The following is a 21,477-nucleotide window of genomic DNA, read 5'->3' on the forward strand; positions in this document are numbered from 1 at the left end:
ACATATTACTTGACTATTAAAGTTTACTAGCCTATAATTATTGTTATAACAACAAATAAAAAATAACTTTCAAAAATATTCCAGCATGGACTGTCGATAAAATGAGCCGCTACGCGCGTATCGCTTTAGGGATTCGTTAAGAAATAAATTTTAAAATAGGACCAAAGACCGAGCAAAGCGCGGTCTTTTTTTGGTAAAATAGGGGTATGAGTAGACGGATAAAAACTTTTATTATTATTGAAATATGTATTATAGCAGCCTTGCTTATTCATGTTCTAAAATCGCCATACTTTCTCTTACTGCTTGCCTTTGCTGTAACTTTTAGTGTTTTATCTCAAAAGATTACCTTCCTTCGACCAGTTTCCGCAGTGCTGTGGATTTTTCTCACTGTGATGTTGTTGACAGCAGGTTGGTTTTGGCTTGCTCTCCTTTTCCCGATTCTTGTAGGGATTAGCTTCTGGAAAAAACAGGGACAGGGTGAATTCAATTATGACCCTCAAAACTACCCCGATAGAGACAATGCAAAAGATATTACTCGTGCAAATGGGAATGATGTTATTGATCTCTATGATATAAAATTTAGGCCAGAAGGGAATAATCTCAATATCAAAAAATCAGCGGGAAATACTAAAATCATTGTACCTGAAGATGTAGCCATTGCATTAGAAATTACGGTGCATAATGGTGTGGTCAAAATTTTTGATGAAGAAGCTGAGATTAATCCAAGTAATTTACGCCATTTTTCTGATGTAGCTCAAGGCACCCAAAAACGTATTCGTATCAAGATTCAAGTTGAAACTGGGAATGTTGAGGTGGTTAAAGGATGAAAAAATCTATCATTAAAACCTTTACTGTCCTTTTCCTGATTATTGTTTTAGTTGATATTTTGTTGTTCTCCATTACAAGCGGTGTTTCAACTGCTAGTATTATGGGAGAAATTGCTAATAATTTCTATGGTATATGGATTTTTCTATCGGTAGCTGGTCTCTTAGCGCTGGTTTTTACCTTTTTTAATTATCTGGAAAATAGTAAAATAAAGAAAAATTTCTATGATGATATTCAACGCTTAAGTCAAAACCAAGAACCAGAGCATCAGGAACTTCAAGATTTGCATAAACGTTTGAAAGAAATGTCCATTGAATTACAGGAGCTTTCTAGTCAAAAGTCTGCAAATAAAGCAGAAATTATTGAGACAGAAAGAAAGAGAATTTCACGTGAACTTCATGACTCAGTGAGTCAAGAACTCTTTGCTGCCACGATGATTCTGTCTTCAGTGACAGGAAGTGAAGCAGAAAATACAAATTTAACTCAAGATCAAATTTTGACTCAAACACGTTTGGTTTTGAAAATCTTGCACGAAGCCCAAAATGAAATGCGCGCCTTATTATTGCACCTCAGACCGATTGAGTTAGACGGAAAATCTCTGTCAGCTGGACTAAATTCTTTAACGGATGAACTTCAAGCTAAAATTTCTGCTAATATTAATGTGAAGCTCAGTGATATTCAAGCTTCTTCAAATATAGAAGACAATCTTTTTCGAATGGCGCAAGAAATACTCAGTAATACCCTGAGACACTCACAAGCTGATAATATTGAAGTACTCCTGAGAGAACAATATGATAATATTATCTTAAGGATAGCTGATGATGGCGTAGGATTTGATACCCGCGACAGCAAATCAGCCAGTTATGGCCTTGTTAATATCAAAGAACGGGCGCTTCTTCTTGGCGGTGAGGTCAAGATTTCGAGTGCTCCCAATCAAGGAACTAGTGTAGAAATACGTATTCCTCAAGTTAATCAATAAAAAGATAAAAGGAAAAAATGGATAAAATAAAATTACTTATAGTTGATGATCATCAGATGGTTCGTCTTGGATTATCAAGTTTCATGAGTATTCAACCTGACATTGAAGTAGTTGGAGAAGCTGCTGATGGAGAATCTGGCTATCTCAAAGCTCAAAATCTTAAACCAGATGTAATCTTGATGGATTTAGTCATGGACCGCTTGGATGGCATCGGGGCAACACAGAAGATATTGGCGGAAACGCCAGAGCAGAAGATACTGATATTGACCAGTTTTTTGGATGATGAAAAGGTGTTCCCTGCTTTGGCTGCAGGAGCAAAGGGTTATATTTTAAAAACTTCCCAAGCAGCTGAAATTGCAAATGCGGTCCGTAAAGTGGCAAGCGGAGAAGATGTCTTATCACAGGCTGTGAAAGAAAAAATAAGCCAACAAAAGCATCGTAAACCAGAACTTTATGATAATCTTTCAAAAAGAGAAATGGAAGTTCTCAAAATACTCGCTCAAGGTTTATCAAATCAAGAAATTGCGGATCGTCTTTTTATAAGTCTAAAGACGGTTAAAACACACGTGTCCAATATTTTCAATAAACTCGAAGTGAACGACCGTACCCAGGCAACAATTTATGCGATTCAGCACAAGCTTGTTGATCAATAAAGTCATTCAAAAAGAGCCTATGTTTTTAGGCATATACGCCCATGAGGGGAAGCAGATTTACTGCTTTTCTGTTATAATAGAAAAATGAAAGATTTAATTGAAAAAGCTTCAAATATCAAAATTATTTTCTTTGATATTGATGATACCTTACGCGATTTGAAGACCGGTTTTATCCCAGAAAGCTTGCCTTATATCTTTGATAGTTTGCGCAAAAAGGGAATAAAAACGGGTATTGCAACTGGGCGAAACTATTTCAATGTCCTTCCAGAAATTCGTAACCTGAAACCAGATTTTTTTGTGACAATCAATGGGGCTTCTGTTCAAAATAAGGAACAAGAAATAATCTATAAAAATCTCTTAGATAAGCCCACAATCGAAGAAATTATTACTTGGTTAAAGAGCGAAAATGCTGACTATCTCTTTGTTGGGAACGACAATCTTAAAGCTTCGAAATGGGAAGGACTACCTGAGCAGGTCATACCAAAAGATTACGGCAGACTTGAAGTGGCTCCTGACTATTACAAAACAAATGATGTTTACCAGATGCTTACAATATCTGATCACGATCAAGACTTGGTTTTACCTTCTCCACTAGTAGACAAGGTTAGAATGGTACGCTGGCACCCAAATTCTTCAGATATAGTACCTCTTTTAGGAAGTAAAGCAAACGGCTGTATGAAGGTTTTAGAGTATCTGAACCTGACATCAGAAAATATGATGAATTTTGGAGACGAGCTTAATGATAAAGAGCTTTTTGACTTAGCGGGTTTATCAGTTGCGATGAAGATATCTCATCCTGAAATATTAGCTAAGGCGGATTACGTTACTGATACGGTTCAGAATGATGGTATCTTGAAAGCATTGCAAAAGTTACAAATAATCAATTAAACTTACAAAAATGAAAGTCTCATCATGTGGGATTTTTGATAAAATTTAGAAAAGAGAAACAAATGACTTATCCACAACTTAACCTTGACCAACACGAAGGCACAACAGCGATTATTCATACAAATCATGGAGACATGACTGTGAAGCTTTTTGATGAAGTAGCCCCTAAAACAGTTAAAAACTTTGTTGAATTGAGTAAAAATGGCTATTATGATGGTATTATTTTCCACCGTATTATCAAAGACTTTATGATCCAAGGTGGTGATCCTACAGGTACTGGTATGGGTGGCGAATCAATCTATGGTGAAAAGTTTGAAGACGAATTCTCACAAGATGTGTTCAACATTCGCGGTGCTTTGTCAATGGCAAATGCTGGTCCTAATACAAATGGCAGCCAGTTCTTTGTGGTACAAAATCAAAACCTCCCTTATCCTAAATCAGCTTTAGTTGAAGGAGGATGGCCTGAAGAAGTTGCTGAACTTTATACACAAGGGGGAACACCACACCTTGATGGACGCCATACAGTCTTTGGCCAACTTGCAGATGAAGCATCATTTGAAGTTCTAGATAAAATTGCAGGTGTGCGCGTGGGCATGCAAGACCGTCCAGTGGATGATGTTGTGATTGAAAATATTGAAATTATCGAGAAATAAAATGATTGATAAATCAGTAAAAATTGGTGATAAAGTCACTGCTGAAATTATTGGCTTACAAGATTATGGTGCTTTTGTTAAATTTTCGGATCGAGAAAATAAAGAGCACAAGGGCTTGATTCATATTTCGGAAGTTCAATCAGGTTTTGTCAAAAATATCCGTGAAGTTATAAAAGTAGGACAACAGGTCGAGTCACAAATCATTGATATTGATGAGTACAATGGCAAAGTCAGTCTCTCTATTCGTAGTCTTGAAGAAAATCCGCAAAATCATTATTTTTATCGTAAAAAAAGATTCACAGATTCCCGTGATAAGATTGGTTTTAAAAGCTTAGCTGATAAAAGAGAGCTCTGGATTAAAGAAGGCGAGGACTATCTAAGAGAAAGAGCAAACTAAATTCAAACGAGGTGAAGATGAACAACAATGTCTTAAAATATACCAAACGTGTTTTTAACGTGATTACGATTTTGGGTTTTATTGCTACTATTGTTGGTAGTGTTTACCTCTGGCATCTTGGGGTGTTTCAAGATCAAGAAACCTTGAAAAGTCTGATAACGGCGCACGCCTTTCTTGGACCGATAATTTTTTTCTGCATGCAAATTATCCAAGTTATTATCCCAATAATACCAGGAGGCTTGACTATAGCAGCTGGTGTCTTAATTTTTGGACCTGTCTGGGGCTTTATCTATAATTATCTAGGTATTGTTATTGGATCAGTGATACTTTTCCATCTGGGACGAAAATACGGTCAGTCCTTAGTTCAAGTCTTTGTTAAAGAAAAAACTTACAACAAATATATGGCTTGGTTAGAAAAAGGACAAAAACGTTTTAATATCGCTTTCCTCCTACTTATTTTGTCCCCCATTGCTCCAGATGATGCTTTGGTTCTTATCGCAAGTCAAACACGAATGAGTTGGAAATTTTTCAACTGTGTCATGATACTATGTAAGCCACTTCCGATTTTATTCTACTCTTACGCTTTGATTTTTGGAGGGAATTTACTGGGAAATCTGTTCTAATGAGCAATCTGAATAATAATTAAAAATGGTTTTGCGGAAGCAACCATTTTTATGTAAATAATGTATAATATAGCTTAGATACTTTCTAGTGATGGAGCTTCATTTTGAATAATAAAACAAATACAATAAATAAAAAGAAAAAGCTGACGAAAAATAAGTTGACATTTGACAGTCGCATTGACTATGCGCTGATATTACCAGCCTTTCTTTTAACAGTTATTGGACTATATGCTATTTGGGTAGCAGTAAGCCACGACTATCCAACGCAAGCAACGCAAATGGTTGGGCAGCAAGGCACATGGATAATCGTTGGTGTCATACTAGCTCTGATTGTTATGCATATGGATTCCAGACTGCTTTGGAATCTCACACCGGTGCTTTATGGCCTTGGTCTCATATTGATGGTCTTACCCCTATTTTTTTATAGCCCTTCCATGTATGCATTAACCGGGTCTAAAAACTGGGTTGCCTTCCATAACACCAACCTTTTTCAGCCTTCGGAGATGATGAAAATAGCGTATATATTATTTTTATCAAAGATTGTGGTTTCCTTTCAGAACAAGTTGAAAAAGCGTTACCTTAAAGATGATTTTATTTTGATTGGTCAAATTGGTTTGGCGACAGTGCCGATTGCTGTTCTTGCGGGACTTCAGAAGGACTTTGGTACCTTTATGGTGTTCCTCGTCATTGCCTCAGGTATTATCTTAGTTTCAGGTGTATCTTGGAAAATTATTTTGCCTGTTATTCTTGCTGCCATTCTTGTTGGGGTAGGAATTGTGGCTATGGTTATGGACCCGAAAGGCCAAGAATTGTTGGGACACGTTTTTAGTCAGTACCAAATCAACCGTTTCCTTGCATGGCTGCACCCCTTTGAATACACGCAGACTTTCTCACTGCAACAATCCCGTGCCTTAATTGCTATTGGTGTGGGAGGCCTCTTTGGACGTGGCTTTGGTGTAGCAAATATCAACGTGCCTGTTCGAGAATCAGATATGATCTTCACAGTAATCGGCGAAGGTTTTGGCTTTGTTGGTGCTACTTTTGTAATCTTGCTCTATTTCATTCTCATTTATCGCATGATTCGTGTGACCTTTCAATCAAATAATCAGTTCTATACCTTTATTTCAACAGGAATTATCATGATGATTCTTTTCCATGTGTTTGAAAATATTGGAGCAGCTATCGGTTTAGTTCCTTTGACGGGGATACCCCTTCCATTTATTTCACAAGGAGGTTCAGCCCTTATCAGTAACATTATTGGGCTGGGACTCGTTCTTTCAATGAAATACAATCAACTTCCAGAATTTATTACGGTTCGTGAAGCTGGACGTAAGTCGTTAGAAAATAAAAAAGCCCGACTCTCGCGCTCTTCTCAAAAAAGAGTAAAAGCAACTAAAAACCGTCGAACTACACGATGATATAAAAAAAGTTTTTCCTTGAGAAAAGCTTTTTTTATTTCTAAAATATGGTATTGAAAAACGGAGGCTGACAATAAGAAAAGTTCGATAATTTTCTAAGCTATAAATTTCACATACTTCACAAAATGTGATAGTCTATAATTAAGGAAACAGAGGAGGAAATTAAAAATGAAATATGCAGTAAGATATGCTTCACGTGGTGGAAATACACGTGCAGTTGCAGATGTGATTGCTGATAAAATCAATGTAAAAGCAGAACGTATCTCGGAACCTTTAGAGGAAGAAGTGGATGTTTTATTTCTCGGAGCTGGTGTATGGTTTGCATCTGTAACTAAAGATATGAAAGAGTATCTCGCAGCTTTAGATAGCGGAAAAATTAAGCAAATTGTGGCTTTTTCAACTTCCGGTCACTTGGAGTCAGCCATCAAAAAAATTACTGCAGCAGCAAAAGAAAAAGGAATTAAAGTTAATCCAGAATCTTTTGATTTACACATGAATATGCAAGGGATTACGTTTTTTGCACCTGCAGGTGGTGATTTAACACAAGAACAAGTGCGAGAAGTTGACGCTTTTGTGGATAAAGTAGTTACCAAATTGTAATTGCAATTAATTGGCCTTTTATTGGAAAGCTCCAAAATTTTGGAGCTTTTTTCTTTTTCTCTCAGGTTTGAGGAGCACTTTTAATCCCAGTAAATACGGTAATCATTTTGTTTATTTGGTAATCAAAAATAAGCAAAAGTAATTATTTTGATAGACTAATGAAAATAATTGTGATAGAATGGTAACAATCATATGTAAACCTTGAGGAGGTAGAATTAACTTTTTATGAAAAAGAAATTAATTATGACATTGATGCTTTCGACAGTGATATTGACTGCAGGGGCTCCTTTGGCTACTGTAGCAGCTGATTCAACGGAGCAAAAGATTGCAGAACAAGATTCAAAAATTTCGGCTATAAAAGACGAGGCAGCTAAAGCACAATCACAAGTAGATGCTGTAGAAGCACAAGTTGGAACATTGAAAGAAAAGCAAGTTTCAATGGAAAAAGAAGTTGAAAAATTGTTAAGCCAACAGAAACAACAGTCTGAACAGATTCAAGAGTTAAACAAAAATATTAAAGAACGTCATGAAGGATTAGAGGCACAAGCACGTAGTGCTCAAACTGAGGGCTCAGCAACAAACTATATCTCAGCAGTATTGGACTCAAAATCTTTGACTAATGCAATACAAAAAATTACTGCCATGGCTACTGTTGCCGATGCTAACAAAGCGATGATTGAAGAGCAAGAGAAAGACCAAAAAAATATCCAAGAAAAGCTCAAAGATAATCAAGCTAAATATGAAAAAGTAACAAAATTACAACAAGATTTAAGTAGTCAAGCGGATGAGCTAGCAACCCAAGAAGCAAAACTTAAAGTAGCTCAGCTTAGCTACCAAGCAACGGTGACTTCTGAAGAAGGTAAAAAGCAAGAATTACTGAGCCAAAAAGCTGAAGCTGAGCGTGCAGCACAAGCAGCAGCAGAGGCTCAAAAGTTGGCCGAGCAACAATTATTACTCTCACAGCAAGAGAAACCAAAAGAAGAAACAGTTGAAAATATTCCTGAACCAGTAGTGCCACCAGTGACGGGTGGAGACAAGGTGGACCCCCCTATTGTAAATCCAGGTCCAACTCCTCCACCTACCAATAATCAAAATCCATATCCATGGGGACAATGTACTTGGGGAGTTTGGGAGTACTTCGGTGGAAGCATTCCAACATATGCTGGGAATGCTGGTGACTGGGTAGTTTATGCTAATAGTGGACCTGCCGTAGGTACAATCGCTGTATTCCCTCCAGGTAATCAAGGTGCAGGTGGTGTAGGTCACGTTGCGGTTGTAACTGCAGTTAATGGTAGCACCCTTACTATTTCCGAAACTAACTTCTCAGGCCCTAATGGTGGTGGACTAGGAATTCGGACGACCCGTGAAGTTTCTTCTGCAGGTGTAAGGTTTATACGCCCCTAATATAAAGGCAAGTTTTTCTTGCTTTTTTTATTTTAAAGTAAGTCTTCTTATTATTTTCATATACTCTCTTAATAAGGTATACTAAATTAAAAGGTTATCATTTTTATTTGAGGAGGAAGAAAATGCTAGAAGTGAAAAATCTCCGTAAAACATTTGGAGAGCTTGTTGCAGTGGATGACCTGAGTTTCAGGATAGAAGATGGAGAGATTTTAGGATTTATCGGACAAAATGGATCAGGAAAAACAACGACATTTCGACTTATATTGGACTTTTTAATGCAAGATGAAGGAAGTGTTTTATGGAATGGGAAGCCATTATCTAGCAAAGAATATGATATTATAGGTTATTTGCCAGAAGAGAGAGGACTCTATCCGAAAGACAGTATTGAAACACAGCTTCGTTTTTTTGGACAGCTGAGAGGAAAAACTCGAAAAGAAATCGATGAAAAAATCGATTATTGGATGGAAAAATTTGAAGTAAAAGGAAAACGAACAGATAAGGTAAAAACTTTGTCAAAAGGTAATCAACAAAAAGTGCAACTTATTGCGACACTTATCCATGAGCCAAAGCTTGTTATCTTAGACGAACCCTTTTCAGGTTTGGACCCCGTTAATGCTGAATTGCTGAAAACAGCTGTTGCTGAACTACGTGAACAACAGGTATGTGTTGTCTTTTCAGATCATAACATGATGAATGTTGAAAAAATGGTTGATAAGATGATTATGGTAAAAGATGGCAAGAAGATACTGGATGGAACGGTAGATGCGGTACGTCAAAGTTTTGGGCGTACAAAAGTATTTATAGAAGCACCAGTATCCCAAGCAGAACTGTCGAGTCTTGAGGGGGTAAAAGAAGTTACGCTGCAGCGAAATGGTGCTTATGAGCTGACTTTATCAAATGAAGAAGCAGGGAAAGGAGTCTTTGACTATGTTACAAAATCAGGCTATATCCACATGTTTTCTCAACAGCCTCCAACCTTAGAAGAAATATTCAAAATGAAGGCAGGTGAGATTTATGAATAGTAAATTCTGGACAATCGTAAAAGAAGTTTTTCGGAAGAATGTGAAATCCGTTGCTTTTTTGGTCATGGTTTTTCTTCCCCTTCTCATAGGTTTAGCCATTTATGTGATTGCTAGAGTAGCAGATGGCGGGTCAGGAAATGTTGATAATATTGCTGTAGTCACCGCAGACAAAAATATTGGAGCTGCTCTTACAGAAGTTAAAGGTGATATCCACTATGAAGTTATGGACAGGTCAGAAGCCAACCAGAAGCTTAAAGACGAGGATGTTGGTGCTATCTTAGTTCTTGACGTTCAAAAGGAAAAAATTAAGGCTAATTTAGAAACCACTCGTTCTCTAGACATGTCTAGTCAGATGACAATTTCTCAGACTCTAACGTCCATCCAGCAGAGTTTATTTGCTGCACAGCTTGGTCTCTCTCCAGCTGAAAAGGCCCAGCTCCTCACACCAGCTACCTTAGATTCAGTTCATATCGAATTTGATGCAGACGGTAATCGAATACAAGGCACTGATTATTCTGGATTGAGACAAGTCATTGCTACAGTACTTATCGTTATGATTTGGATTTTTGTAGCGACCTACGGCAGTATTGTCGCTCAAGAAATAGCCAGTGAAAAAGGCACACGTATCATGGAAGTTATTCTTTCAAGTGTGAAAGCTGAAACGCACTTTTATGGTAAGCTTGTGGGGATTATTCTCGTTTGTATGCTGAATGTTGTAGCTTATGCTTTTCAGATTGGTGTCGGATATTTTATTTTTAAAGATAACGATATGGTACGACATTTCTTAGAAGGGTTGAATCTTCAGGAAGTATTTACAGGTCAATTTTGGCTGGTCATTCCTATTGTCATTCTAGGGATACTTCTGTTTACATTCTTAGCGGCTTTATCAGGATCTTTGATTTCACGTGTAGAAGATGTCCCTAAAGCTCAGACGCCGATGACGATGATTGGCTTACTTGGCTATATGCTTTCGGTTATTTTTGCCTCGCAACCAGATAATATTATAATGACAGTGACAAGTTATATACCATTTATTTCAAGCTTTGTGCTACCTATGCAGATAGCCACAGGGGTTGCCAGTAATTTACAGGTGTGGATTTCAATGGGAATTATGTTTGTCACAATGCTGTTCATCCTTTTATTCTCAGCACGATTATATAAATCTAATGTATTGATCTATAGCAGTGGAGGCTTACTCAAAGTTTTAAAACAGTCTATCAATAATCTTAAAAATGAAGACAGACTAAAGAATAAAATGAATTAAAAAAACAGAGCAGTGATATGCTCTGTTTTTTATTAACTTGCATGGATATGGAAGTCACGTTCCATAACAATGTCCCGAATGTTTTGACTGATGTCGCTTAATCTTACTTGACGTACAGGCCGAGGAAGAAATTTACGAATATCATCATCATTGTAACCAATCTGCAGTCTTTTTTCATCGAGAATTAGAGGGCGACGTAGAATGGAACGATTTTCTTTCATGATGGTAATCATAGTATTCAGTGAGAAGTGCTCCAAATCTAATGCCAAGCTTTTGTATGCACGGCTTCTTTTTGAAATAATCTCTTCAGTGCCATTTTCTGTTAAGGCAAGGATTTCAAGGAAATCTTCTTTTTTAATGTCATCGGTCAGAAGATTTATTTCTCGAAAGTCTACATCATTATCCATTAACCATTTTTTGGCCTTTTGACTGGAACTACAACCTGCAACTGTATATATTTTTATCATCTCGTCCCCCTTACCGAAAAAATCTTATTTATTTCTAATCTATATATGGATTAATTATAACATTTTTTAGAAAAGTGTCAAGAGGATTTTTAATTAAAATTTAATTGTAATTGGATAGTAAAGATAAATAATGCAAAAACAACAATAAATAAAGAGGTTGTAGTGAATTTCATTGTCTTAAATATAAACTCAATTGTGATATTGTGATTTATTTCTCTTTTGTTTTTATCATATAGAAAACGCTTCATATTTAATCGAATTCTTATTCTATTTAAACCTAATGAAAAATGTACTTGCTTACGTAAAAGTTTTCGTTTGACTGCTTCTTAAGAAAATGATATCCTACTAAGGATAAAACTTTTAAACTGGTCCAGAGAGGCTAGCAAGGTTGTGAACATGAATATTAGACTCTTTTTTCAAAAAGGGTATACTCTATCTTCTTTACACCTGCTCTTCTTGCAGGTGTTTTTTCTTAGACAAAGGAAGGAACATTTGCGTTTAGAGGGAGGTAAAGTTTATATCACAGCTGTTTGGAATTTAGAAATGGAGACATCATGCCAAAACGTACGGATATTAAAAAAATCATGATTATTGGTTCAGGACCAATTGTTATTGGCCAAGCTGCCGAATTTGATTATGCAGGAACACAAGCCTGTTTAGCGCTTAAAGAAGAAGGTTACCAAGTTGTACTCGTTAATTCAAATCCAGCGACGATTATGACAGATCGTGAGATTGCCGACAAGGTTTATATCGAACCGATTACTTTAGAGTTTGTCAGCAAGATTCTTCGCAAAGAAAGACCTGATGCTTTATTGCCAACTCTTGGTGGACAAACCGGACTAAATATGGCTATGGAACTAGCAGAGAGCGGCATTTTAGAAGAACTTTCGGTTGAACTTTTAGGTACAAAGCTATCAGCCATTGACAAGGCAGAAGATAGAGAACTTTTTAAGGAACTTTGTGAAGATATAGGAGAGCCACTTTGTGAGTCGGAAATAGCGACGAGCGTTGAAGAGGCAGTGGTACAAGCGCAAAGTATAGGATACCCCATCATTGTACGTCCAGCGTTTACTATGGGTGGAACAGGTGGTGGAATCTGTGATAATGAAGCAGAGCTCCGCGAAACTGTAGCAAATGGCTTAAAACTTTCACCTGTGACTCAGTGTTTGATTGAGAAATCAATAGCTGGCTACAAAGAGATTGAGTACGAAGTAATGCGTGACTCTGCTGACAATGCAATTGTTGTCTGCAATATGGAGAATTTTGACCCCGTAGGAATCCATACGGGTGACTCTATTGTCTTCGCGCCAAGTCAAACCTTATCAGATGTCGAATATCAAATGTTACGTGATGCATCATTGAAAATCATCCGAGCATTGAAGATAGAAGGTGGCTGTAATGTACAACTGGCATTAGATCCGCATTCCTATAAATATTATGTTATCGAAGTTAATCCACGTGTCTCACGCTCATCTGCCTTAGCTTCTAAAGCTACAGGTTATCCTATTGCTAAAATGTCTGCTAAAATCGCAGTAGGTATGACCTTAGATGAAATTATTAACCCTGTAACTAATACGACCTACGCCTTGTTTGAGCCTGCCTTAGACTATGTTGTTTCTAAAATCGCTCGTTTTCCTTTTGACAAGTTTGAGAATGGGGACCGAAACCTAGGCACACAAATGAAAGCGACGGGGGAAGTCATGGCTATCGGTCGTAATATTGAAGAGAGCCTTCTTAAAGCCGTACGCTCTCTCGAAATAGGTGTGTGTCATAATCGTCTAGAAGGATTAGAAGAAGTATCAGAAGAGCTCCTATATCAGAAAATCATTAAAGCTCAAGATGATCGACTTTTCTATATTTCGGAGGCTATCCGTCGTGGAATTCCAATCGAAGAGATTGCATCTTTGAGTAAAATTGATATCTTTTTCTTGGACAAGTTACTCCATATAGTAGAAATCGAAAAAGAATTAGAACTGAATGTTTTTGAGCCAGAAATTTTGAAAATTGCGAAGAAAAATGGCTTTTCCGACCGTGAAATCGCGCGTTTATGGAATGTCACAGAAACAGAAGTACGTCGACGTCGAAAAGACGGAGAAATTCTCCCTGTTTATAAAATGGTGGACACTTGTGCTGCTGAATTTGAGAGTAGTACGCCTTATTTCTATTCATCTTATGCGTGGGAAAATGAATCTGTCAAATCTGAGAAAGAAAAAATCCTTGTTCTAGGTTCTGGTCCGATTCGCATTGGTCAAGGGGTTGAGTTTGATTATGCTACAGTTCACTCGGTGAAAGCTATTCAGGCTTTGGGTTATGAAGCTATTATTGTAAATAGTAATCCTGAAACAGTTTCGACAGACTTCTCCATTTCTGACAAACTCTACTTTGAACCATTGACTTTTGAAGATGTCATGAATATCATTGACTTAGAAGAACCTAAAGGGGTGATTGTCCAGTTTGGAGGACAGACAGCTATCAATTTAGCTGAACCATTGGAAAAGGCTGGCGTTCAAATCTTAGGTACACAGGTGGCTGACCTTGACCGCGCGGAGGATCGTGATTCATTTGAAAAAGCTTTGTCTGATTTAGATATCCCACAACCGCCAGGGGCCACAGCCACAAACGAAGAAGAAGCAGTTGCGAATGCTGACAAGATTGGCTATCCGGTACTGCTACGTCCATCCTTTGTCTTGGGTGGTCGTGCAATGGAGATTATCGATAATGAAACAGACTTGCGCAACTATATGAATCGTGCAGTCAAAGCTTCACCTGAGCATCCTGTCCTAGTGGATAGCTATCTGACAGGTCAAGAATGTGAGGTTGATGCTATTTGTGATGGAACAGATGTCTTGCTGCCAGGAATTATGGAACATATTGAGCGTGCAGGCGTTCACTCAGGTGACTCAATGGCTGTCTACCCTCCTCAAACATTTAGTCCTGAAATTATTGAAACAATCGTTGACTATACAAAACGATTGGCTAAAGGACTGAATTGTATCGGTATGATGAATATTCAGTTTGTTATCCATGAAGAAAAAGTATATGTTATCGAAGTCAATCCTCGTGCTTCAAGGACTGTACCATTTTTATCTAAAGTTACAGGTATCCCAATGGCACAGCTTGCTACACAGATGATTTTAGGAAAAACTTTGGCTGAATTAGGTTATGAGTCAGGACTTGCTCCAGAATCTGAACTTGTTCATATTAAAGCCCCTGTCTTTAGCTTTAGCAAGTTAGCCAAAGTAGATAGTATGCTTGGCCCAGAAATGAAATCCACTGGAGAAGTGATGGGCTCAGATACTACACTAGAAAAAGCACTTTATAAATCTTTTGAAGCTTCAAAACTCCATATGGCAGATTATGGATCGATTCTCTTTACGATTGCTGACGAAGATAAAGCCGAGGGACTCGACATGGCTCGGAGATTCGCGGATATCGGTTATTCTTTAGTTGCAACTTCAGGTACAGCGCAGTATTTAAAAACTGCAGGTTTATATGTAAGAGAAGTTGGCAAAATCACGGAAGAAGCGGAAGAAACAGTTTTGGATGATATTCGTCAAGGCCGTGTACAAGCTATTGTTAACACTATGGGAAGCAAGCGTATATCCACAACGGAAACCGATGGTTTCTTGATTCGTCAAGAGGCAATCAGTCGTGGAATTCCATTATTTACTGCGTTAGATACTGCGGAAGCTATCTTACGCGTAATGGAAAGCCGCTCATTTACGATGAATGTTATCTAACATAAAAAGGCATGCTCTCAGCAGCCTTTTTTATTTCTTCAATAGATGGTAACGCTCGCCATCTTTTGATACAATAGAAATGATGATATTACTATTTAACAAACCATTTGATGTGCTCACTAAATTTACAGATGCAGAAGGCAGAAAAACTCTGAAAGACTATATTGATTTGCCAAATGTATATGCTGCGGGACGATTAGATAAAGACAGTGAAGGCCTTCTCTTATTGACTGATGACGGAAAGTTAAACCATCGCCTGACCGATCCAAAATCAAAATCTTACAAGACATATCTTGTACAAGTCGAGGGAGAGTTTACAGAGGAAGCTGCTCAAAAATTGCGCGCGGGTGTCCTTCTGAAAGACGGGAAAACTTTGCCAGCCAAGGTTAAACTTACGGATGAGCCTGATTGGCTTTGGGAGCGTACACTACCTATTCGCGAACGAAAATCAATACCAACAAGTTGGGTTGAAATATCGATCAAAGAAGGAAAAAATCGACAAGTCCGACGAATGACAGCCCATGTAGGATTTCCGACTTTACGGCTGATACGGACGAAGATTGGTGCCTATGAGTTGGGGGATCTCCCTTCTGGGGCATACAAAATAATAAAATAAAAAAGAGCTTTTGCTCTTTTTTGTTTTAGAAGCTACGTCCACCTCCTGAACCACCTCCACCAGAGAAGCCGCCTCCACTGGAGTTATTATTTCGTGGAATCCGACGAGTTGTGATAAAGGAATTAACAAGAGTATCGGTACGTTTTGATAAATTAAGCTCACCATTTTCCTGGTAGCGGTAGTTCCAACGGGCGCCTAGTTTCAACTGATAACGAGAAACAAGAACGATGACAAAGGCTGTAGCTGAGACGAGAGCGATTATAACAGCAATCAAGATATAACCAGGGCGGAAGGACCGGTGAAAGGTAACTGCACCCGTATCAGGATTAACAGTATACTTACGTCCTCCGGGGATACCTTCTTGATAATAATGATGGACTTGTCCATAGAAACTTTCAACAGCTTGGGTATAGTTGCCATCCGTCAACTGGGGTTGGACAACATCAAGAATGGATTCAATACGTGAAGAAGTAATATAATACTTCAAGTTCCCTGTCGCCCAAATATATATTTCCCGTTGCCCCATATCAATGAGTAAAACGATGCCGTTATTTCCTTGACCGACCTGATTAGCCAAATAATTCATGGCAAAATCTTTTGGTTTTTCGGTATTAGTCGTTGTTGTAACAACAAAAACGCCAGCCTTGGTTTCTTCGGCGAGAGTTGTAGCTTCTTGTTTTAGTCCCTGCAATGGGGCGTTTAAGACGCCTGCCTGATCGTCAATACCCACTTGCTGTGCCATTCCAACTTTTGGGAAAGCAAAAAGCAAGATAAAAGTGATTGAGACAAAAAATATATGAAGAAGCATTGTTTTCTTTTTCATGATATAAACCACCCCACAATCACACCTAATAGAAGTACAGCAATAAAGATAAGAACTGCCACAAGTCCGACTTTTTTCTTATCTACGGGGAGAATCCCAGACGTTTTTCCTGTTTGGCCATTCATCGCATAGTAAAAAAGTTTATCACTATTTTTTTGGCGGTAGGTTACAAGCCAAAGAGGCAGTAAAACATAATCGCTTTGAAGTTGCGTGATAGTTTGGTCAGATTGGACGCTGGTGACGGCAGTATAACCTTGAACTGTATCACGCATCAGTGCCTCGGAATATTGCTGAAGTTCACTATCCACTATTTCCTTTATCTCAGCGAATTCAATATCCCTTTTTTCTGTTAGGAAACCAGAGAGGTATTGATTTTTGAAAGACACAGCTTTAGACAAATCAAAAGGTTGAACAGCTCCGACCATTTTTTCAGGCTCATTTTTTTTCAAAGCATTTTTTACTAAATCTTGAAAAGAACTACTCCCTTCGCGAACAATCTGATACTGTTTAGTTTCTGTGTATTCTAAATCGCCAACAATCCAGACACGTATATTATGGGCACGTGCTTGTAACTGCCCTTGGAGATCCGCTCCGACAACCCAGTAGGGAAAGTAGACACCTTGGAGTTGCTTGATTTGTTTTTTATCAAAGAAGTCCTTCGGCACAAACTTCTTTTTGCCTACCCATTCTAGAAAAGCCTCCTCGGCTTCTTTTTGTTCAATTTGAAAAGGGAGAACTTTTTCAGGTAAAAACTTTCCAGATAAGCGTTCGGATAGAACGACTGGATTATGACAGTAATAGCAAAATGTTGAAGCAGTTGTTGCTTCGGTAACAATCTCGGCACCACAGGAGGGGCATATAAAGAGAGCGACTTCATCCTCAACTGCTTCATTACTTTGAGCGGCTGCCGGTTCATCTGCAAGAACACCTTCAGAAATTCCCTTATCTTGTTGTTTGGCTTCAAAGTCACTGACTTCTTGTTCAGTAAAAGTAGATAAACAATACTGGCAATGAAAACGTTGACTCTTAGGATCAAAAAGAAGCGGTCCCCCACAGTTAGGACAGAGATGAGTGAGAACCGTTGATTGGCTCATGGATTACCTCTTTTCCTATAGTTATAATGGCTTAGCAACAAAGGGTTGTCCGCATTCTGGACAGAATTTAGGTACCCCATTGGCTAAGTTAACGATCGCATTACAAGCAGAACATGCCATTTCTATTTTCATAGCAGCAGTTTCAGCTTCAGGCTTTTTTTCACCACAGTTTGAACAGAATTTTCCTGTGTTTTCTGTACCACAGGCTGAACAAGTCCAGTTATTTTCGGAATTTTGAGTTGCTTTTTCTTGTTGAGCCATTTGCGCTTGATTTGAAGCACTTGCCTGACCTAGGACGTCCCCCGCTTGGTTCATACCCATGCCCATACCCATGAAAGCTTGCATAGCCCCGCCAGAGTTACTTCCGGCGGCTTCGATACCACGAGCGACAGCGCCTTGCATATAACCTTCACGGACACCTGGATCACCCAGCATCGCACCTTGGTTACGCATATTGATCAATTTTTGGCTATCCTCTGTGTAGCTAATCGAGCTGACAGCTACAGCAACAACTTCAATCCCACGAAGTTTACGCCATTCTTCATCAAGGGTATCTGCCATGTATTTTGAGAGTTCGACAGATTTAGAAGGAAGGAAAGAAACACGCTCACCTTGGGCAGAATAAAGGTTGATTGAAGTATTTAATGCTGTTAAAAATTCTTGGAGATATTGTTCATTAATATCTGAAATTTCCACTTGGGTTTGATTCTTAGGAATAGCGTTCGCATAGAACAAGATTGGATCAGTAATTCTCATTGAATATGTCCCATGTGTGCGTAAGAAAAGTTCTGCATTATAGAAATTATCAAAATATTGTAGCGGTGTAGCTGTACCAAACTTAATGCCTTTAATCTCTTGAAGATTAATATAAAATACTTCTTGTTTCTGAGGCGTAACGCCGCCAAACTTGAAACGGAAAAAGGCTTCCTGTACAGATTCTTTGAGCCCACCATTAAACATAGAAGGAGCTGTATCATTTTTTACAGTATAATAACCTTCTTCAGCTGTATAATCAATAATTTTACCGCCATCAACCAGGAGCATCATCATATTTGGATAGACATGGACTACAGAACCATCTGTAATAACATCAGCAGTTCCTTTACGATTGCTTCCACGTTTATCGTCTTTGCGGACCATAACGCCTTTGGTCATTACCGTTTGATCGGACATATCTTCTGGTTCAATGACCTCAAGCCATTGATCTGCAAGTGTACCTCCGATACTGCTTGTTGCTGCTTTAATAATACCCATATTTTTCTCCTTCATCTATTTAATTTACACGCTTTCATTATAACATAGAATAGAGGTAAAATTTTACTGCTTTAGTTGTATTTATTGTTTCTTGAAATTCCTTCGAATTTAGGTTATAATACTTTAAAACCTTTAACTTAGTCCAGAGAGGCTAGCAAGGATACGATTAATTATATCTATTTTCCGACATGAATTTTTATGATTTGTGCAGAAATAGATAGACTCTTTTTGTACACCTGCAGTTTATACTCTGCAGGTGTTTTTTCTTCAACTTGCAGATCTATCGGATAACACAATGTTTTTTACAGAAGGAGGAAGTGATGAAGCTTCAAGAAGATATGCTCATTGTCAGTCAGAAAGAAGTAGCAGAAGATATCTTTGAACTCGTCTTGCAAGGCGAACTCGTTGATGCAATGCACATACCAGGTCAGTTTTTGCAGATTAAAGTACCAAGCCATGATTTACTTTTACGTCGCCCTATTTCAATCTCCAGTTGGAATACTCAAGCAAGAACTTGTACACTGCTCTATCGTCGAGGAGATACAACGACGGGGACTTATCTTTTGTCTCAGCTGAAAGAAGGGCAGACCGTAGATATACTTGGTCCACTTGGCACTGGCTTTTCTATTGATGAAGTGTGTGAAGGAGAAGATGTTCTTATTATTGGAGGAGGAATAGGAGTGCCACCGCTTTATGAATTGGCCAAGCAGTTAAGCAAAACAGGCTGTAAGATAAAAGTTCTCCTAGGATTCGCACGAACTGAGGTGAAAATTTTAGAAGAGGACTTTGCGGCGCTTCCGAATGTTGAAGTAGAAGTTACAACTGACGATGGGTCTTATGGTCATCAAGGACATATTGGTACTTTACTCGAAAAGTTAGAAAGTAGCGCTGATGTTGTTTACGCTTGTGGGGCACCACTGATGTTGAAAGCCGTGGCTAAACGGTTTGATAATCTCGAGCGTTTATATGTGTCAATGGAGGCACGTATGGCTTGTGGTATTGGTGCTTGTTATGCTTGTGTGGTTCCAGATAAAAAAGATCCTGAGCATGCTTTAAAGGTTTGTCAGGATGGACCGGTATTCAAAGGGAATGGAGTAGTTATATAATGAATCGACTTGCTGTAAAATTACCCGGTTTAGATTTGAAGAATCCAATCATGCCAGCTTCCGGTTGCTTTGGTTTTGGCGAAGATTATGCACGCTATTATGATTTAAACCAATTGGGATCTATCATGATCAAGGCGACAACCTTACAGGCTAGATACGGAAATCCCACACCTCGTGTAGCTGAAACGAGCTCGGGTATGCTTAATGCGATTGGTTTGCAAAACCCAGGACTAGATGTGGTTATGTCAGACAAGCTTCCCTGGCTTGATAAGCATTTTCCTGAATTACCCATCATTGCCAATGTTGCTGGGTCTGAAGAGTATGATTATGTGGCTGTATGCGCTAAAATAGGTACAGCACCAAATGTAAAGGCGATGGAGCTCAATATCTCTTGCCCGAATGTTAAGCACGGAGGGCAAGCTTTTGGAACAGATCCAAAAGTCGCTTATGATTTAGTAAGAGCTTGTAAAGAAGTTGCTGATGTGCCTTTATACGTTAAACTTTCCCCGAATGTAACAGATATTGTAGAAATAGCCAAGGCAGCAGAAGCAGCAGGAGCGGACGGCTTTACAATGATTAATACCCTGATGGGGATGCGTTATGATTTGAAAACACGAAAACCTATTTTAGCTAATATTACAGGAGGACTATCGGGACCTGCAATTAAGCCTGTTGCTTTAAAACTCGTTCATCAAGTAGCCCAAGCTGTTGAACTTCCGATTATTGGTATGGGTGGTGTGATGACAGCTCAGGATGTGCTTGAATTCTATATGGCAGGCGCAAGTGCAGTCGCAGTAGGGACAGCAAATTTTTCTGACCCTTATGTTTGTCCCAAAATTATTGATGAATTGCCAGAACTTATGGATAAATATGGCATTTCCAGTTTAGAAGAATTACGTCAAGAAGTTCAAAAGGAGAGAAAAGAAAATGCATGAATCAAGACCAATGGTAGCCCTCGATTTTCCAAGTTTACGCGATGTGAAAAATTTTTTACTTCGCTTTGATGACCATGAGAAACTTTACGTTAAGGTTGGGATGGAATTACTCTATCAAGAAGGCCCCGTTGTTGTGGATTTTCTTAAATTCCAAGGGCATGACGTCTTTTTAGATTTAAAATTACATGATATTCCCAATACAGTAGGTTCGGCGATGAAAGGCTTAGCTCGTTTAGGCATTGATATGATTAATGTTCATGCTGCTGGTGGGATTGAAATGATGCAGCAGGCTAAAGAAGGACTTATAGCGGGTACTCCAGCAGGTGAGAAAGTAGCAGATCTTATTGCAGTAACACAGCTAACGTCGACTAGCCAAGAGAGCATGCATCACGATCAGATGATTATGACCAGTCTCGAAGAATCTGTTTTACATTATGCTCAATGTACGGATCAAGCGGGACTTGATGGTGTTGTTTGTTCTGCACATGAAGTTAAGAAGATTAAAAGTGTGACACGTCCTGACTTCATTTGTTTAACTCCGGGTATACGTCCAGCTGGTACAGCTAAAGGGGATCAAAAGCGTGTCATGACACCAGAAGAAGCACGTAAGATTGGCTCAGATTATATTGTGGTTGGTCGCCCCATTACACGAGCTGAAAATCCTACTGAAGCCTATAAAACGATTAAAAACGAGTGGAATGGCAACTTATAAGAAA

The 21,477-nt window shown here is 38.6% G+C and carries 21 protein-coding genes; 17 read left to right on the top strand and 4 right to left on the bottom strand.

Going from position 1 to position 21,477, the window contains the following annotated elements; genetic code table 11:
* Window positions 1-206 precede the first annotated feature (206 nt).
* The 12 genes from I6G50_RS01885 to I6G50_RS01940 all read left to right on the top strand — a co-directional run bounded on the left by I6G50_RS01885 (window position 207) and on the right by I6G50_RS01940 (window position 10,726).
* Complete coding sequence (locus tag I6G50_RS01885) at window positions 207-827, top strand: LiaF domain-containing protein (RefSeq protein WP_197908996.1); 621 nt, start codon at window positions 207-209, stop codon at window positions 825-827.
* Window positions 824-1,804, top strand: a complete 981-nt coding sequence (locus I6G50_RS01890; RefSeq protein ID WP_003135336.1) for a sensor histidine kinase — start codon at window positions 824-826, stop codon at window positions 1,802-1,804. The genes I6G50_RS01885 and I6G50_RS01890 overlap by 4 nt, the downstream gene beginning before the upstream one ends.
* Before the next feature lie 17 nt (window positions 1,805-1,821).
* Window positions 1,822-2,457 (top strand): response regulator transcription factor, encoded by a 636-nt coding sequence (locus I6G50_RS01895; protein WP_003135334.1) that lies wholly within the window; start codon window positions 1,822-1,824, stop codon window positions 2,455-2,457.
* A gap of 84 nt (window positions 2,458-2,541) precedes the next feature.
* Window positions 2,542-3,345: a Cof-type HAD-IIB family hydrolase gene (locus I6G50_RS01900; protein ID WP_197908997.1), complete on the top strand. Its 804-nt coding sequence runs from the start codon at window positions 2,542-2,544 to the stop codon at window positions 3,343-3,345.
* 62 nt (window positions 3,346-3,407) lie between these two features.
* Window positions 3,408-3,998, top strand: a complete 591-nt coding sequence (locus I6G50_RS01905; RefSeq protein WP_081168398.1) for a peptidylprolyl isomerase — start codon at window positions 3,408-3,410, stop codon at window positions 3,996-3,998.
* Between the two features lies 1 nt (window position 3,999).
* The gene (locus I6G50_RS01910) at window positions 4,000-4,395 is read left to right on the top strand and encodes a CvfD/Ygs/GSP13 family RNA-binding post-transcriptional regulator (RefSeq protein WP_081168394.1); all 396 of its coding nucleotides are present in this window, start codon (window positions 4,000-4,002) and stop codon (window positions 4,393-4,395) included.
* Window positions 4,396-4,412: 17 nt separating this feature from the next.
* Window positions 4,413-5,018, top strand: coding sequence for a TVP38/TMEM64 family protein (locus I6G50_RS01915; RefSeq protein ID WP_197908998.1), 606 nt, complete (start codon window positions 4,413-4,415; stop codon window positions 5,016-5,018).
* 104 nt (window positions 5,019-5,122) lie between these two features.
* Window positions 5,123-6,436, top strand: a complete 1,314-nt coding sequence (locus tag I6G50_RS01920; protein WP_003135793.1) for an FtsW/RodA/SpoVE family cell cycle protein — start codon at window positions 5,123-5,125, stop codon at window positions 6,434-6,436.
* Window positions 6,437-6,604: 168 nt separating this feature from the next.
* Window positions 6,605-7,036, top strand: a complete 432-nt coding sequence (locus tag I6G50_RS01925) for a flavodoxin family protein (protein WP_081168384.1) — start codon at window positions 6,605-6,607, stop codon at window positions 7,034-7,036.
* 225 nt (window positions 7,037-7,261) lie between these two features.
* Window positions 7,262-8,440 carry a CHAP domain-containing protein gene (locus tag I6G50_RS01930; protein ID WP_197908999.1) on the top strand — a complete coding sequence of 393 codons (1,179 nt, stop codon included), beginning with the start codon at window positions 7,262-7,264 and terminating at the stop codon, window positions 8,438-8,440.
* A gap of 122 nt (window positions 8,441-8,562) precedes the next feature.
* Window positions 8,563-9,462: an ABC transporter ATP-binding protein gene (locus tag I6G50_RS01935; RefSeq protein WP_003135789.1), complete on the top strand. Its 900-nt coding sequence runs from the start codon at window positions 8,563-8,565 to the stop codon at window positions 9,460-9,462.
* Entirely contained in the window at window positions 9,455-10,726 is a 1,272-nt protein-coding gene (locus I6G50_RS01940) for an ABC transporter permease (protein WP_003135788.1), read from the top strand. The genes I6G50_RS01935 and I6G50_RS01940 overlap by 8 nt, the downstream gene beginning before the upstream one ends.
* Before the next feature lie 32 nt (window positions 10,727-10,758).
* On the opposite strand, the gene I6G50_RS01945 is transcribed toward I6G50_RS01940, so the two are convergent.
* Window positions 10,759-11,193 (bottom strand): Spx/MgsR family RNA polymerase-binding regulatory protein, encoded by a 435-nt coding sequence (locus I6G50_RS01945; RefSeq protein WP_003135787.1) that lies wholly within the window; start codon window positions 11,191-11,193, stop codon window positions 10,759-10,761.
* 554 nt (window positions 11,194-11,747) lie between these two features.
* Here I6G50_RS01945 and carB point away from each other — a divergent pair.
* Window positions 11,748-14,933 carry a carbamoyl-phosphate synthase large subunit gene (gene carB, locus I6G50_RS01950; protein WP_197909000.1) on the top strand — a complete coding sequence of 1,062 codons (3,186 nt, stop codon included), beginning with the start codon at window positions 11,748-11,750 and terminating at the stop codon, window positions 14,931-14,933.
* 82 nt (window positions 14,934-15,015) lie between these two features.
* Entirely contained in the window at window positions 15,016-15,549 is a 534-nt protein-coding gene (locus I6G50_RS01955) for an rRNA large subunit pseudouridine synthase E (protein WP_197909399.1), read from the top strand.
* Between the two features lie 25 nt (window positions 15,550-15,574).
* Here I6G50_RS01955 and I6G50_RS01960 read toward each other — a convergent pair whose 3' ends face one another.
* From I6G50_RS01960 to I6G50_RS01970, 3 genes are read right to left on the bottom strand one after another with little or no spacing between them, the layout of a single operon-like run.
* Window positions 15,575-16,372: a TPM domain-containing protein gene (locus I6G50_RS01960; protein ID WP_197909001.1), complete on the bottom strand. Its 798-nt coding sequence runs from the start codon at window positions 16,370-16,372 to the stop codon at window positions 15,575-15,577.
* Window positions 16,369-17,466: a TFIIB-type zinc ribbon-containing protein gene (locus I6G50_RS01965; protein WP_197909002.1), complete on the bottom strand. Its 1,098-nt coding sequence runs from the start codon at window positions 17,464-17,466 to the stop codon at window positions 16,369-16,371. Before I6G50_RS01965 ends, I6G50_RS01960 begins: the two co-directional genes overlap by 4 nt.
* Before the next feature lie 21 nt (window positions 17,467-17,487).
* Window positions 17,488-18,720 (bottom strand): SPFH domain-containing protein, encoded by a 1,233-nt coding sequence (locus I6G50_RS01970; protein WP_003135781.1) that lies wholly within the window; start codon window positions 18,718-18,720, stop codon window positions 17,488-17,490.
* A gap of 317 nt (window positions 18,721-19,037) precedes the next feature.
* On the opposite strand from I6G50_RS01970, the gene I6G50_RS01975 reads away from it, so the two are divergent.
* From I6G50_RS01975 to pyrF, 3 genes are read left to right on the top strand one after another with little or no spacing between them, the layout of a single operon-like run.
* Complete coding sequence (locus tag I6G50_RS01975) at window positions 19,038-19,826, top strand: dihydroorotate dehydrogenase electron transfer subunit (RefSeq protein WP_197909003.1); 789 nt, start codon at window positions 19,038-19,040, stop codon at window positions 19,824-19,826.
* Window positions 19,826-20,761 carry a dihydroorotate dehydrogenase gene (locus I6G50_RS01980; RefSeq protein ID WP_197909004.1) on the top strand — a complete coding sequence of 312 codons (936 nt, stop codon included), beginning with the start codon at window positions 19,826-19,828 and terminating at the stop codon, window positions 20,759-20,761. Before I6G50_RS01975 ends, I6G50_RS01980 begins: the two co-directional genes overlap by 1 nt.
* The gene (gene pyrF, locus I6G50_RS01985; protein ID WP_003135776.1) at window positions 20,754-21,473 is read left to right on the top strand and encodes an orotidine-5'-phosphate decarboxylase; all 720 of its coding nucleotides are present in this window, start codon (window positions 20,754-20,756) and stop codon (window positions 21,471-21,473) included. Before I6G50_RS01980 ends, pyrF begins: the two co-directional genes overlap by 8 nt.
* Window positions 21,474-21,477: the final 4 nt, after the last annotated feature.

This window comes from Lactococcus garvieae, assembly GCF_016027715.1.
In the GTDB taxonomy this organism is placed as follows: domain Bacteria; phylum Bacillota; class Bacilli; order Lactobacillales; family Streptococcaceae; genus Lactococcus; species Lactococcus garvieae_A.

What these genes read in the sequence shown, in the direction of transcription:
- I6G50_RS01885 (WP_197908996.1), top strand. Translation starts at nt 207, where the DNA reads ATGAGTAGACGGATAAAAACTTTTATTATTATTGAAATATGTATTATA.
- I6G50_RS01890 (WP_003135336.1), top strand. Translation starts at nt 824, where the DNA reads ATGAAAAAATCTATCATTAAAACCTTTACTGTCCTTTTCCTGATTATT.
- I6G50_RS01895 (WP_003135334.1), top strand. Translation starts at nt 1,822, where the DNA reads ATGGATAAAATAAAATTACTTATAGTTGATGATCATCAGATGGTTCGT.
- I6G50_RS01900 (WP_197908997.1), top strand. Translation starts at nt 2,542, where the DNA reads ATGAAAGATTTAATTGAAAAAGCTTCAAATATCAAAATTATTTTCTTT.
- I6G50_RS01905 (WP_081168398.1), top strand. Translation starts at nt 3,408, where the DNA reads ATGACTTATCCACAACTTAACCTTGACCAACACGAAGGCACAACAGCG.
- I6G50_RS01910 (WP_081168394.1), top strand. Translation starts at nt 4,000, where the DNA reads ATGATTGATAAATCAGTAAAAATTGGTGATAAAGTCACTGCTGAAATT.
- I6G50_RS01915 (WP_197908998.1), top strand. Translation starts at nt 4,413, where the DNA reads ATGAACAACAATGTCTTAAAATATACCAAACGTGTTTTTAACGTGATT.
- I6G50_RS01925 (WP_081168384.1), top strand. Translation starts at nt 6,605, where the DNA reads ATGAAATATGCAGTAAGATATGCTTCACGTGGTGGAAATACACGTGCA.
- I6G50_RS01930 (WP_197908999.1), top strand. Translation starts at nt 7,262, where the DNA reads ATGAAAAAGAAATTAATTATGACATTGATGCTTTCGACAGTGATATTG.
- I6G50_RS01935 (WP_003135789.1), top strand. Translation starts at nt 8,563, where the DNA reads ATGCTAGAAGTGAAAAATCTCCGTAAAACATTTGGAGAGCTTGTTGCA.
- I6G50_RS01940 (WP_003135788.1), top strand. Translation starts at nt 9,455, where the DNA reads ATGAATAGTAAATTCTGGACAATCGTAAAAGAAGTTTTTCGGAAGAAT.
- I6G50_RS01945 (WP_003135787.1), bottom strand. Translation starts at nt 11,193, where the DNA reads ATGATAAAAATATATACAGTTGCAGGTTGTAGTTCCAGTCAAAAGGCC.
- carB (WP_197909000.1), top strand. Translation starts at nt 11,748, where the DNA reads ATGCCAAAACGTACGGATATTAAAAAAATCATGATTATTGGTTCAGGA.
- I6G50_RS01955 (WP_197909399.1), top strand. Translation starts at nt 15,016, where the DNA reads ATGATATTACTATTTAACAAACCATTTGATGTGCTCACTAAATTTACA.
- I6G50_RS01960 (WP_197909001.1), bottom strand. Translation starts at nt 16,372, where the DNA reads ATGAAAAAGAAAACAATGCTTCTTCATATATTTTTTGTCTCAATCACT.
- I6G50_RS01965 (WP_197909002.1), bottom strand. Translation starts at nt 17,466, where the DNA reads ATGAGCCAATCAACGGTTCTCACTCATCTCTGTCCTAACTGTGGGGGA.
- I6G50_RS01970 (WP_003135781.1), bottom strand. Translation starts at nt 18,720, where the DNA reads ATGGGTATTATTAAAGCAGCAACAAGCAGTATCGGAGGTACACTTGCA.
- I6G50_RS01980 (WP_197909004.1), top strand. Translation starts at nt 19,826, where the DNA reads ATGAATCGACTTGCTGTAAAATTACCCGGTTTAGATTTGAAGAATCCA.
- pyrF (WP_003135776.1), top strand. Translation starts at nt 20,754, where the DNA reads ATGCATGAATCAAGACCAATGGTAGCCCTCGATTTTCCAAGTTTACGC.